Raw genomic sequence first — 14,620 nt, 5'->3', positions numbered from 1 at the left:
GCTGAATTTACTCCGCCAAAACTCCCGATCTTTGCTTTTGATTATGAATAAATGGGAAAGAAATGACGACTGTGGATTTGGTGTTCTACCATTTTGGATTTTAGATTTGGGAAACTTTCTCTGTGCAGGAGTGTTGGGTTTCCCTGATGTAGCAACCTTAAGGTGTTGGTATAAAAAAGCTCAAAGTAGTGCTGGTTATGATTATCAGAACTAGCAATTTGCACGTCTAGTTGAAGTGTTATCTATTAGTAACTAAGCAGTCTAAGTTACTAATAGATAACACTCATTTTTTTTGCCTCTTCATCTATGTTAGTCTCAGATTTCTGAGGCCTGCTCTTTAAATCTCCTCTTCAACCACCTATTAACTAATTCAGGAGTACTTTCCGGATAATTTGATCATCAGCACTAAAATATAGATTTAAGTATTGATTCGGTTGAATGGCCAATTTAGAAAATCTGCAATGGCAGTAATTGGGCAACAATGTACCAACGATGAATATGGGTAAGCTGACCGGATTACACATTCATCTACTGTGTATCTAGACAATATTATCAGTAAAAAGTTTCTTTTTGACCTGCTTTATCTCAAGTGAATTTATTTCGATTTACCGAAACATTATTTGTTTGAGGCTATTCAAGAACCTTTTTTCGATTTATACAATACTAACATTCTCAATTATTGTTGTAACTCCGGAAGGTTAAACCATCATTTTTTTATATCCTTAAAAACTAGAAAGCTTTTTTGTCAGAACAATTTAAATATCGATAAGTTTTGCTGTAGAGTTGGTATCGGATAATTTGAGAGACTATTTGTCAAATTAATTATTAAGAGATTATGGATCTACATTCAGATAAAAATGGGAAGGAGTCCAGGGATAGAAATAAGTATGAGAGAGTAGTTTATAGGTATTCAGACTGATCGGTTATGTTGAAAAATAGACAGTATAGTTGTGTCTTATTCTTACTACCCTATTTCCTGATACATTCAATCTCTGAGTTGTATATCTTTAAATATTTGTATTGTAGAGTTTGATTTTTTTTTGTCCCTTCTTTCTTTTTCTGAATACTAGAAGTTTGACTTTTGTTCGTTAATTGATCACTGTTTTGCTACGCTACATAAAAAACGCAGTTCCTCCAGAGGAGGCTAACTGAAATGACACAAACTATCTAATATCAAATCCGGTAGCATCGGTGTAATTAGATAGTTAATCTAGGAGGACCGAGTCAGGAGGACCGAGTCAGGAGGGAAGAGAATGCGCGAAACATTTGCTCTTGGATGAAGATGAAATTTTTTTTTATACCGAACCCGAGCGGATTTGATATAAAATATCTGTATAAATAATTATTGACTAATAATTAGTAACAGTTAGTAACTAATTATTACAAAAAATCAGAATTTTCTATATAAAACTATATAAAAATTAAAATAATAATAGCAACAATACGGATAAATAATGCTAATCTAAAAATAACATTTATCAGTAAAAATCAGGGAGCTACCTAAAAAAGTACCGAATTTTAGGTGAGATGATTTAGCATAGGCTAGTAGTTGAGTAATAAATTGTATTTGGTACTAAACAAATAATTAGGGTGACTCCTGAGAACTAGCGGCTCTGGATGCAGGGCTAAGGAGAATAACATGAATAATATAATAATAGGGACTCAGCTTTTAGATGAGTCTGAAATGTCTGCTTTGAATTTAGGATTATTAAGTTTAGAAGAAAGCTTGAAAGTAATTGCTACAGATGGCAGTTTATTACCAATATTTGAAGTAGCTTTTGGTAATCAATTTGAGCGAGAAAAAGTAGAAGATTTGCGAAGGAAATGGGAAGGAGAAAATTTAGAATGGTTGCCCAAGATTGATATTCGCTCCGCAGCAGAGATTAATGGAGCGAATGGTGCTTTTGCCGGAGCGAATAACACTATTTATTTAGCAGCAGAATATATTAGTCAGAATGTGGGAAATGGGGAGGCGATCGCCAATCTTTTATTAGAAGAAGTTGGGCATTTTGTGGATTATGAAATTAATCAGGTTGATACTTCTGGAGATGAAGGAGATATTTTTGCTCAGTTAGTGCAAGGTGTAGAATTAAACGAACAAGAATTACAAGCATTAAAAACAGAGGATGATACTGCACTTGTTAATATAGATGGACAGCAAATCCAAATTGAACAGAATGTAAAGGAACTTCTCGACACAGTTAGTGGGGCAATAAATGACATTCTAGATGGTCTTAAAGATGCTAAAACGGTAGTAGAAGGAGTAACCAGTGGTTTAAAAGAATATTTAACAGTTATTCAAGCAGCAATTGACAATCAAATATTTACAAAATTGCCTCTACTGGGCGACGAATTGCAAAAATCTACAGACCAAGCAGCCAAATTTCTCAATGACCTCAACAACGATATTTTAGCTCAATTAGAACAGTTAGAAGACTTAGTAAATTTATCTTCAGACCAAGTAAAACAAGTTCTGTTTGATGCACTAAAGCAGCTTGATGTGCTGAAATCAGGGATAGATATTACAGCCATTCCTGAAAAATTTGAAGACGAAATAATTCCTAAATTGAAGTCTGAAATTAACAGCGATAAAGCTGTTTCTGATGTACTAGCTACAGCTATTTCAGAATTTTTAACATCTTTAAATCCGGAAATATTTAAAGGAGAAATTCCCACAGTTGATGCAGTATTAGAAATAGCAATAACTGAATTTAGCCAAGAATTACGAAGTCAGTTTAGTGGGTTATTGGCTGAAGTTTTGGATGAACCTCTGAATATAATTCGTGAAGCTTTCCTTGATGCAATTCCTAGTATAAATAAGATTGAAGACATCCCGGAATCTATTCCCAAAAATATTCTGAATGCACTACTAGATCCACCCAGTGGAGCAGAAATTACAGAGGTACTTCAAGACGCAATAGAAGATGGAATTAATCAACTAGGTGTAGCTGGAGAAAATTTGCTAGAAGATATTCTCTCAGAACTAGAAACCAAATTAGTTGACCCATTAGCAGGGTTATTAAGCAACGTATTAGAACAACCAAAACAATTAATTGAAGAAGGGCTAGAAGACTTATTAGGACAAGACATTAATATTGGTAATATTGCCAATGGTTTCACTTTTAATATTGATTTTAATCAAGAGAAATCTTTAGAAACTTCCTTAGCTTCTGACATTGGTTTGCCAGGGTTAGGATTAATAACTGATGGGAAAGCAAAAGTAGATTTAGGCATTGACTTTAATTTAGGTTTTGGTTATACATCAGATGATGGGTTATTCCTGGATACTTCTCCAGATAAAGAATTAGATATTGGTCTGAATGCTTCATTACCAGGCTTAAAAGCAGAAGGTGAAATGGGATTTTTGTTAGTTGATATTACAGATAAAGGAAGTCAGCTAAATGCAGATTATTCTGTAGATGTAACAGACCCAAATTCAGACGGTAAATTAACATTATCTGAAATAGGCGGAACTTTATTTAATATTAATGCTGAACCAAATGCTTCTGCTGATATAAAATTAAATATCGTCTCAAAACTTGGCGACTCAGCAGCACTACCAAAAGTTGGTACAGATTTGAATATTAGTTGGAATTTTGCTGAAAATAATGCCATTCCTCAAGTTAGTTTTGATGACACAAATATATTTTTAGGTTCCTTTCTCAGCGATTTTGTCAAACCAATTGTTGAACCAATTCAAGTAATTACTGAACCCATTCAAGCAGCCACAAATTTTCTCAAAGAACCAATAGACATTTTAAAACCATTAAACTTAGGAGGTGATGAGCATAACTTACTCGGTTTAGCTAATCAATTTTCTAATGACCCAACTATTAAAAATGTTACTTTGGCATTGGATGCTATTAATTTTATTAACGTATTGTCTAATATAGCTGATAAAGATGCAGGCGAAGTAGGAATTAATATTGGTGATGTTAGTCTAGGTGACTTTGATATAACTTCCGGTACTTCTATTGCAGAGGCAACCCTTTCAGCACCGAAGAAATCTCTCGCAGAGCTAGAACAAGAATTTAACGCAACCCTAGCTCAACTAGAAGAAAAAAATCCAGGAAGCTCTGGTCAATTTCAAGCTCAAACAGAATTCTTCAGTAACAAAGACTCTATTGATAAATTTCTGTCATTCCCAATTTTAGATAATCCCACTTCAGCAATTGGATTATTGACTGGGCAAAATGTAGACTTTTTTGAATTTAAAGTTCCCGAATTTGATTTCTCCTTTGGTATAGACGGTTCGTTTCCTATTGTAGGTCCGATTGCCGTATCTTTTGGAGGTGAAATAGGAGCAAAACTAAATCTAGGATTTGGATATGATTCTGAAGGAATAAAACAGTGGGCTGACACTGGATATGAATCTGATGAAATAGAGAAAATTTTTGATGGCTTTTTCTTTAGTGATAATCGAAATGGCACAGAAGATTTACCAGAATTAGAAGTCAGCGGTCTGCTCAAAGCAGGAGTAGGTCTGGATGTCGTTATTGCCAAAGCCGAAGTTAACGGTGGTATTGAAGCAACTATCAGTGTTGACTTAGAAGACTTAGGAGAATCTGGTGACGATTTAGGAATAAGTGACGGTAAAATTCGTGGCTCTGAATTCAAAGCTATTTTTGACTCCCACCCAGGTTGCTTATTTGATATAGGTGGTCAATTAGATGCGTTTCTCGGATATTACGCTCGAGTTGGCTGGCCTCCCTTTGGTAAGAAATGGGAAGGAGATTTTGCCAGAACTACCCTAGCCGAATTTGGCATTGAAACTTGTCCTGACCACGAGCCCATATTAGCCAATGAAGGTCCTGAAACCTTTAGTGGTGGCACTCTAGAATTAAATATGGGGCCACGGGCGGAATTACGGTTATTTATCAATACCACTGACGATGGTGAGATATTTATTCTCAAGGGTTCAGGGAATCCAAACAATGACACAATAACTGTTAATGCTATTGGCTATTCTCAAGATTACACTGAAGTGAATAATATTCAGGCTAATGGTGGCAAACTTGATGACAAAATTGATGTTGAAAATATTGCCATATCCGTAGAATTTTCTGGTGGTGAAGGAGATGATGTTTTATCTGGTGGTGAAGCAGATGATGTCATCAACGGAGATAGTGGAGATGACAGAATATTAGGTCGAGCTGGAAACGATAATCTCTCTGGTGGTAGTGGTCAAGATGTTGTTAATGCTGGAGAGGGTAACGATAATGTTTCTGGCGGTGAAGGGGATGATGAACTGTCTGGTCAAGCAGGAATAGATAATATTGATGGCGGCGCTGGAGACGACTTTATAGATGGTGGTGCTGACAATGACGAACTTTATGGAGACAGCAATGACTCCCAAGCTGGCAACGATATTATTCTCGGTGATGAGGGTGACGATCAAGTTTATGGTGGTGCTGGTAACGACAATATTAGTGGGGGTACAGGAGAGGATGAACTAGACGGCGGTACGGGTGATGATGAAATATTAGGAGATGCTGGCAACGACCTGCTCAAGGGAGAAGCGGGTAACGATAGAATTAGTGGCGGTGAAGATGTTGATGTTGTAAGTTATGAAAGCTCTCCCGATGCAGTTGTTGTTAATATTGATGAGACACAAGGTTATCAAAACTCAGGCCCAATAGATGACTTAGAAGGCAACTTTAATATCGACGCAGCCACAGCTCAAGATGGGTTTGGTACTGAAGATAGCTTTAATTTTACTGCTACTAGAGCAACCTATGATGAAACAATAAATACAGTCATTGAGGAAACTATTGATGTTTCTGGAAATCTAGAAAATATTATTGGTTCAGGTTTTGATGACATTCTCATTGGTAACGAAAAAGATAACGACATTGACGGCAACTCAGGCAATGACGTTGTTATTGGTAACGCAGGCAATGATAACCTCGATGGTGGAGAAGGCAACGATGCAGTCAGCTATCGACGCGACCCCAATGCAGTAGAAGTCAACCTCGCAACCAATACAGCTACCGATGGCTTCGGCAACACAGACCAAATATTTAACATCGAAAACGTTGTCGGTTCAGAATTCGACGATAACATTACAGGGGATGAAGAAGCAAATATTGTCACCGCAGGCACTGGTGCAGACAACGTTAAAGGTGGTGCAGGAGATGACAACCTGAACGGCCAAACTGGTAACGACCTCCTCACAGGAGAACAAGGTAACGACATTATTGATGGTGGCAATGATATTGATACAGTCAACTACGACAACTCCCCCAACGCCGTAGTCGTAAATATCGATGAAACAAACACCTACAGCAACGACACCTCCGATGCCAACCCCATAGACTTAGAACCCAACTTCACCATTGAAGCAGGCACAGCATCTGACGGCTTTGGCACAACAGACATCCTTACCAACCTAGAAAATATCATCGGTTCAGAATCAGACGATGTTCTCATTGGCAACGAAAAAGATAACGAAATTAACGCCTTAACAGGCAACGACCTAGTTATCGGCAACGCAGGCAACGACAACTTCGACGGTGGAGCAGGCACAGATGTAGTCAGCTACCTACGCGACCCCAACGCAGTAGAAGTCAACCTCGCCACTAACACAGCTACCGATGGCTTCGATGCCACCGACCAAATATTTAATATCGAAAACGTTGTCGGTTCAGAATTCAACGATAACATCACAGGCGATGATGACGCCAACATAGTCACCGCCGAAGCAGGAGATGATGACGTCAAAGGTGGTGCAGGAGACGACGAACTTTACGGACAAACAGACAACGACCTCCTCAAAGGAGAACAAGGTAACGACTTCATCGACGGTGGAGACGAAAACGATACAGTCACTTATGATAACTCACCCAATGGAGTAGTAGTCAATATCGACGAACAACAAGACTACGAAAACCCAGGCGGCTATCAACACACAACCATTGTCACCGAAAAACCCATCCCCACCGATACCGAACCTGACTTTACCATTGAAAAGGGCACTGCTCAAGACGGTTTTGGAACAACAGATATTCTCACCAACCTAGAAAATATCATCGGTTCAGAATTCAACGATGTTCTCATCGGCAACGAAAAAGATAACCGCATTGAAGGTCTTGCAGGCAACGACATAATGGTAGGCAACGCTGGAGACGACCAACTAGACGGAGGCAACGACAACGACACCGCCTCCTATCGCCGAGACCCAGACAAAGTAAACGTCAACCTCGAACAAAACCAAGCCAACGATGGCTTCGGAGGTACAGACGAAATCTTAAACACAGAAAACGTCATCGGTTCCGACTTCGATGACACCATTACAGGGGACGAAGTAGACAACATCATCCACAGCGGAAAAGGAAACGACATCGTAGAAGCCCGCGACGGAGAAGACATCATCTTCGGCGAAGAAGGAACAGATGACATCAAAGGCGAAGACGGTAACGACTTTCTTGTCGGAGGCAAAGACCCAGATAAACTAGACGGAGGCAACGACAACGACACCGCCTCTTACTTCACCTCCGAAAGTCGAGTTCACGTCAGTCTCTTTGACGGTAAAGGTTGGGCAGGAGACGCCAAAAAAGACACCCTCACCAACATCGAAAACCTCGAAGGTTCAGAATACGAAGACCTACTCATTGGCGACGCACAAAACAATATCCTCAGTGGTTTAGGAGGAGACGACCTACTCAAAGCCAAAAGGGGAAACGACCTCATAGATGGAGGAGAAGGAGAAGACCGCCTCTACGGTCAATTTGGTAACGACACCCTAGAAGGTCAAGCAGGTAACGACCTCCTCAAAGGCGGCAGAGACAACGACCTCATAGACGGAGGAGAAGGCAACGACAACCTCAAAGGTGGAACAGGTAAAGACACCCTTTCTGGAGGAGCAGGCAACGACAACCTCAAAGGTGGAACAGGAGACGACCAACTAGACGGAGGAGCAGGCAACGACAACCTAGAAGGAGAAACAGGTAACGATAACCTCAAAGGTGGAACCGGAAACGACCAACTAGACGGAGGAGACGGAGACGACAACCTCCAAGGAGAAGCAGGAGATGACCAACTCTATGGTATGGGAGGTCAAGACAACCTTGATGGAGGAAGCGATGACGACCTCCTAGAAGGACGATCGGGCAACGACCAACTAGAAGGAGGAGAAGGCAACGACCGCATCTATGGCAACCAAGGTAACGATAACCTCTCTGGAGGAGAAGGCAACGACCTCCTCAAAGGTGGTTTTGACAAAGATACCCTTGATGGTGGAGCTGGAAACGACGAACTATTCGGTCAAATAGACAAAGACCTACTCAAAGGAGGAGAAGGCAACGACAACCTCTGGGGAGGAGGCAACGACGATCGCCTTTATGGAGGAGAAGGAGACGACTACCTCAATGGAGAAGCAGGAAACGACACACTCGAAGGTAACGAAGGCAAAGACCGCCTCTACGGAGAAGAAGGAGACGACGAAATCAAAGGAAACACAGGTCGCGACTATCTAGACGGAGGAGCAGGCAACGACAAACTATTAGGCAACGAAGACAACGACCGCATTTACGGTCGGGAAGGAGACGACATCCTGGAAGGAGGAACAGGTCAAGACATACTCGACGGTGGAGCAGACGACGACTTCATGTATGGAGAAGAAGGAGGCGATCGCCTAGATGGAGGAGAAGGAGAAGACTACCTAGATGGAGGAGAAGGAGACGACCGACTCAAAGGTGAAGCAGGAGACGACCATCTGTTAGGTCAGTCTGGTCGAGATTATTTAGATGGAGGAGAAGGGGAAGACATACTCGAAGGAGGAGAAGAAGCAGACTTATTATTAGGTAAAGAAGGAGATGACCTACTCGAAGGTGGTGAGGGCGATGACGAATTAGACGGTGGAGCAGACGAAGACCAACTTTACGGTCAAGAAGGTAACGATACCCTGAAAGGAGGTACAGGTAACGACTATCTTGAAGGAGGTGAGGGCGATGACGAATTAGACGGTGGTGAAGGAAACGACCAACTATATGGTCAAGAAGGCAAAGACATCCTTTCTGGAGAAGAGGGTAACGACAACCTTTATGGAGGGGATGATGATGACCAACTAGAGGGAGGTACAGGAAACGACTTACTTTCTGGAGAGGAAGGTAATGATACTTTAGATGCTGGAGATGGTGATGACAACCTAGAAGGTGGTGAAGGAGATGACGAACTTACAGCAGGAAAAGGCGAAGACCAACTTTATGGTGATGAAGGTGATGATACTTTAGATGCTGGAGTTGGTCACGACTATATTGAAGGTGGTGAAGGAGATGATGAAATCACAGCAGGTGAAGGTGATGACCAAGCTTACGGAGGTGCTGGTAGCGACAGTATTAATGGTAATGGAGGCAACGACTTACTTGATGGTGGAGAGGGTGATGATGTTATTGAAGGTGAGGAAGGAGATGATTACATTATTGGTGGTGAAGGTGATGATGAGTTAAGTGCTGGTACAGGCAATGACTTGTTAGAAGGTGGTGAGGGTAACGACTCCTTACATGGCAATGAGGGTGATAATATTCTCGATGGTGGGGAAGGTGATGATGAGTTACATGGAGGCAGTGGTAGTGATACGTTTGTTTTGCAGCAGAATGCTGGGTCTGATTCGATTTATAATTTCCAAGTGGATGATGATTTCTTTGAGTTAATAGATTTGACTTTTGAGGAGTTAGAAATAGCTAAGGAAACGGAGTCGAGTGACAATACGGTGATTAGGGTTTTGGATAGTGGAGAACAACTTGCTTTTGTGGAGGGTGTGAAAGCTGATGAGTTGACTGGTTTTCATTTCTTCCCTTTTAGTGGCAGCGATGAGGCAGAATTGGAAACTAATGAGGAGGAAGTAGAAGCGATCGCAGAAACTGATGATGTTGTGGCAGAAGGGGAAGATATTACTTCTGATGCTGAATCTCCAGAAACTGAGAATGAAACTGTGGTAGCAGAGTCGGAAGAGATTACTTCTGATTCTGAATCTCCAGAAACTGATGAGTCGGATAATTCTGTGGTAGAAGGGGAAGAGATTACTTCTGATTCTGAATCTCTAGAAACTGATGAGTCGGATAATTCTGTGGCAGAAGAGGAAGATATTACTTCTGATTCTGAATCCCAGGAAACTGAGAATGAAACTGTAGTAGAAGAGGATGATATTGCTTCTGATTCTGAATCCCAGGAAACTGAGAATGAAACTGTAGTAGAAGAGGATGATATTGCTTCTGAATCTGAATCTCCAGAAACTGATGAGTCGGATAATTCTGTGGCAGAGTCGGAAGATGTTACTTCTGATTCTGAATCTCCAGAAACTGATGAGTCGGATAATTCTGTGGCAGAGTCGGAAGATGTTACTTCTGATTCTGAATCCCAGGAAACTGAGAATGAAACTGTAGTAGAAGAGGATGATATTGCTTCTGAATCTGAATCTCCAGAAACTGATGAGTCGGATAATTCTGTGACAGAAGAAGCGATCGCTTCCAACGAACCCAAGGAAGAGAAAACTGATACTCTAACTGGTGAAGAAGTATCTACAGAAACAGATGACGAACTACTTAATGGTGGGTCTGACTCACCCTCAGACAATACAGATGAGTTTCTACTTGCTGGAGATGAGTTAGCTTCTATCCCTGAAATTGAAGTTCAAGAGTTAACTACATCATCTGATAATAATATGATTGAGGATGATATCACAACAGGTTCAAGGACTATTGAAACTGCCGAGCGTGATAGTCAAGATCCAGTTTTAGCAGCCATAGATACGAATAATATGGCACCGATTTAATTGACATTCTCGGAGAATTCTGGACTCAGGACTTAGGTCATATCAAATCCGTTTTATTGGACATAAAAAAATTATCCAATAGTCATAACTACGCTCATCTTTGTAATTCTCTCTCCTCCTGACTCCTGACTCCTGACTTCCCCTCCTGGGAGGGGGAGGGGCGAGGGGTGGGTTGACTCCTCCTAACTTAACCATTCTATGGCTGTTTAACTGGATTTGATATCATGCTGCGCTTGACCTGTTGCGTAGCGTTAACGCAGTTGTGCGCCAGCTAAACAAAAACTTTTTGCTTGTAGTATTGCTCTAGCCCATGAAATATCTACCTGGCGGGCTAAAATTATACTACAAACTGACAAATTTTTGATAACTTTACTCACCACTAAATTATACACTCAACTCACACCCACAAAATCTCAGTCTTGCTCACATCTCCATCGAACAACTACTATTTTTTTCTCCTAACCATTGCTCCCCTAACCGCTGGAGAGCTATCATAACTGGTTGCACTTCTAACCCTTTATCCGTCAAAGAATATTCAACATGGGGAGGCACTTCCGGAAATACCTGCCTTGCTAACAAACCATACTTTTCTAACTCTCTGAGTCTTAACGTCAGTGTTTTTGAGCTAATTCCTGGCAGTGCTTCTAATAATTCGTGAGTCCGACGATCGCCACTCAACAACTGTTGCAAAATCAATACCGACCACTTACTACCCAATATTCTTAATACAAACTGAATCGGACAATTGTTGTTTAAACACAATATATCCCTCATTTTAACATCCGATTTAACATTGTTATTTTTAACTTTCATTTTCTTCTAACTCTTAAAACTTTATTTTTCTTTAATAATAACCTTTACCACTGAAAAAACAAAATTTTTTACTTTTTGTAACTAAAGATTTTTTCCGACCCTATATTGCAATTACAGTAGAAAGTATTAGGATGTAGATGGAGGTCAAAAATCCTCCTCTAGCTAAAAAACTAGAATCTATGTAGAAATAATCCACCTTAATTATGGAGTTTAAAAGTTAGGGATCGATAAGTTTGTTTTTCTTAACATCCCACAAATCAATCATTATATTTAACATTGTGAAAAAAAAAGAAACAAAACTAAATAAATAAATCCTGCCTCGCAACACGGCATAAATAAAACATTGGAGGAGAAAATTATGGTGAACCTATTAGGTCAAAAAAGCCCAAAAAAAGTAGATGTAACAGCTTTTGTCCTATGGTTTGAAGAAGTAGGAATTGCAGATATTCCATTAGTGGGAGGAAAAAACGCATCCCTGGGAGAAATGATTCAGCAATTAACTCCCAAAGGTGTAAACGTTCCCAATGGATTCGCCACCACTGCTTACGCATATCGGTATTTCATCCAAAAAGCTGGATTAGAGAAAAAACTGCGAGAACTATTTGCTGACCTAGATGTAGAAGATGTCAGGAATTTACGGCAACGAGGCAAACAAGCTCGCACCCTCATCCTCGACACCCCATTTCCAGAAGAATTAGAAACAGCCATCGTCACAGCATATCACCAAATGTGCGACCGCTACGGCACTTCTGCTGAATATTGTGACAAACTAGAAGGCAACTCCAAACAAGAGTGCGAACGCTACACCAAAGAAGTTGACGTAGCAGTACGCTCCAGCGCAACTGCTACGGCAACTCCAAACAAGAGTGCGAACGCTACACCAAAGAAGTTGACGTAGCAGTACGCTCCAGCGCAACTGCTGAAGATCTACCAGATGCGAGTTTTGCCGGACAACAGGAAACCTACCTCAACATTTACGGTGATGAAGCAGTATTAGAAGCTTGCCATAAATGTTTCGCCTCCATATTCACAGACCGCGCCATTTCCTACCGCACCATCAAAGGTTTCGACCACTTCGACATTGCTTTATCAGTGGGCGTGCAAAAAATGGTACGTTCAGACCTCGCCTCCTCCGGTGTCATGTTTTCCATCGATACCGAAACCGGATTCAAAAATGCTGCCCTGGTAACAGCAGCTTACGGTTTAGGTGAAAACGTAGTGCAAGGTGCAGTCAACCCAGACGAATACTTTGTTTTCAAACCCACCCTTAAAGAAGACTTCCGCCCCATACTAGAAAAACGCCTGGGTACAAAAGAACTGAAGATGATTTATGACATCGGCGGTTCCAAACTTACCAAAAACGTGCCAGTGCCAGTTTCCGAACGGGAAAAATATTGCATCAATGACGACGAAATCTTGCAACTGGCAAAATGGGCCTGTATTATTGAAGAACATTATTCTCAAGTGCGTGACCATTACACCCCAATGGATATTGAATGGGCAAAAGACGGTCTCACTGGTGAACTATTTATTGTGCAAGCGCGTCCAGAAACAGTACAATCTCAAAAATCTGGAAGTATTCTCCGTAACTTCAAACTCAAAGGTAGCAGTGATGTATTAGTTCGCGGTCGCGCCGTGGGAGAAATGATTGGGCAAGGTGAAGCTCGTGTTATTCTTGACGTGCACAAAATTGACGAGTTTATGCCAGGGGAAGTTTTAGTAACTAACAAAACTGACCCTGACTGGGAACCAATTATGAAAAAGGCTAGCGCGATAGTTACTAACCAAGGCGGACGCACTTGTCATGCTGCTATTATTGCGCGGGAGATGGGTATTCCAGCAATAGTTGGTTGCGGTGATGCTACTAAAGTGTTGATGACTGGTCAGGAAGTAACTGTTTCTTGTGCTGAGGGTGAAGAGGGCAAGGTTTATGAGGGTATGGTGCCTTTTGAGGTACAGGAAACTTTGTTGGGTGACTTGCCTAAGACTCGCACCAAGATTTTAATGAACGTTGGCAACCCAGAGGAAGCTTTTGGTCTGTCTTCTATTCCTTGCGATGGTGTGGGGTTAGCACGGTTGGAATTTATTATTGCCAATCATATTAAAGCTCACCCATTAGCTTTAATTCACTATGATGAGTTGGAAGATCCGTTAGTGAAACGGGAAATTGGTAATTTGACTGCATTGTACGAATATAAACCTGATTTCTTTGTGGATAAATTGGCGCAAGGTGTAGGTACGATCGCTGCTGCTTTTTATCCTCATCCTGTAGTGGTGCGAATGAGCGATTTCAAGAGTAATGAATATGCGAACCTATTAGGTGGTCGTCAATTTGAACCTGGGGAAGAAAACCCCATGATTGGTTGGCGAGGTGCGTCTCGTTACTACGATCCCAAATATCGCGATGCTTATGCTTTAGAGTGTAAAGCATTGAAGCGGGTACGGGATGAAATGGGATTGACTAATGTGATTCCAATGATTCCTTTCTGTCGGACTCCTGATGAAGGTCGTAAGGTGTTAGCGGAGATGGAGAAAAACGGTTTGAAACGGGGCGAGAATGGGTTGCAAGTGTATGTGATGTGCGAGTTGCCCAGTAATGTGATTTTTGCTGATGAGTTTGCTCAAGTGTTTGATGGTTTTTCTATCGGTTCAAATGACTTGACTCAGTTAACATTAGGTTTAGACCGAGATTCGGCATTAGTGGCGCATATTTTTGACGAACGGAATGAAGCAGTACGTCGGATGGTGAAAATTGCCATTAAAGCAGCTAAGAAATACGACCGCAAGATTGGTATTTGCGGTCAAGCACCAAGTGATTATCCAGAGTTTGCCAGGTTCTTAGTTGAAGAAGGTATTGACTCATTGAGTTTAAATCCCGATTCATTGTTGAAGACTCTGTTGGATATTGGCAAGATGGAGGAGTCTGGTTCCGTGATGGATGATATTATGGATGTGGCGAGGGCGAAATAGTTTGAGGTTGTTGATGATTTCTATTTTTGTGTAGAAACTAGCGATCGCTCCTTTTTACTACATAGA

General features: G+C 41.0%; 5 protein-coding genes and 1 pseudogene. 4 read left to right on the top strand and 2 right to left on the bottom strand.

Features of this window, described 5'->3' with window-relative positions; genetic code table 11:
* Positions 1 to 43: 43 nt before the first annotated feature.
* Both D5R40_RS36895 and D5R40_RS33940 read left to right on the top strand, forming a co-directional pair.
* Positions 44 to 214 carry a hypothetical protein gene (locus D5R40_RS36895; RefSeq protein WP_161564502.1) on the top strand — a complete coding sequence of 57 codons (171 nt, stop codon included), beginning with the start codon at positions 44 to 46 and terminating at the stop codon, positions 212 to 214.
* Between the two features lie 1,425 nt (positions 215 to 1,639).
* Positions 1,640 to 10,771 carry a hypothetical protein gene (locus D5R40_RS33940; protein ID WP_124155946.1) on the top strand — a complete coding sequence of 3,044 codons (9,132 nt, stop codon included), beginning with the start codon at positions 1,640 to 1,642 and terminating at the stop codon, positions 10,769 to 10,771.
* Between the two features lie 42 nt (positions 10,772 to 10,813).
* Here the strand turns inward: D5R40_RS33940 and D5R40_RS36890 are convergent, their stop codons facing one another.
* The gene (locus tag D5R40_RS36890) at positions 10,814 to 10,966 is read right to left on the bottom strand and encodes a hypothetical protein (RefSeq protein ID WP_161564503.1); all 153 of its coding nucleotides are present in this window, start codon (positions 10,964 to 10,966) and stop codon (positions 10,814 to 10,816) included.
* 228 nt (positions 10,967 to 11,194) lie between these two features.
* Positions 11,195 to 11,584 (bottom strand): winged helix-turn-helix transcriptional regulator, encoded by a 390-nt coding sequence (locus tag D5R40_RS33935; protein ID WP_124144794.1) that lies wholly within the window; start codon positions 11,582 to 11,584, stop codon positions 11,195 to 11,197.
* A gap of 358 nt (positions 11,585 to 11,942) precedes the next feature.
* Here D5R40_RS33935 and D5R40_RS43635 point away from each other — a divergent pair, with 358 nt between their 5' ends.
* Together D5R40_RS43635 and ppsA are read left to right on the top strand one after the other, a co-directional pair.
* Complete coding sequence (locus tag D5R40_RS43635) at positions 11,943 to 12,482, top strand: PEP/pyruvate-binding domain-containing protein (RefSeq protein WP_445974466.1); 540 nt, start codon at positions 11,943 to 11,945, stop codon at positions 12,480 to 12,482.
* Positions 12,467 to 14,554: pseudogene (gene ppsA / locus D5R40_RS33930) on the top strand (phosphoenolpyruvate synthase); the annotation flags it as partial. The gene D5R40_RS43635 and the pseudogene ppsA, both read left to right, overlap by 16 nt.
* Positions 14,555 to 14,620: the final 66 nt, after the last annotated feature.

This window comes from Okeania hirsuta, assembly GCF_003838195.1.
Taxonomy (GTDB): Bacteria; Cyanobacteriota; Cyanobacteriia; order Cyanobacteriales; family Microcoleaceae; genus Okeania; species Okeania hirsuta.
This window is presented reverse-complemented; position numbering and strand designations above follow the sequence as displayed.

Bases quoted from the DNA above. Each gene is read 5' to 3' on its own strand.
- D5R40_RS33940 (WP_124155946.1), top strand. From the start codon at position 1,640: ATGAATAATATAATAATAGGGACTCAGCTTTTAGATGAGTCTGAAATG.
- D5R40_RS36890 (WP_161564503.1), bottom strand. From the start codon at position 10,966: ATGGTTAAGTTAGGAGGAGTCAACCCACCCCTCGCCCCTCCCCCTCCC.
- D5R40_RS36895 (WP_161564502.1), top strand. From the start codon at position 44: ATGAATAAATGGGAAAGAAATGACGACTGTGGATTTGGTGTTCTACCA.
- D5R40_RS43635 (WP_445974466.1), top strand. From the start codon at position 11,943: ATGGTGAACCTATTAGGTCAAAAAAGCCCAAAAAAAGTAGATGTAACA.
- D5R40_RS33935 (WP_124144794.1), bottom strand. From the start codon at position 11,584: ATGAAAGTTAAAAATAACAATGTTAAATCGGATGTTAAAATGAGGGAT.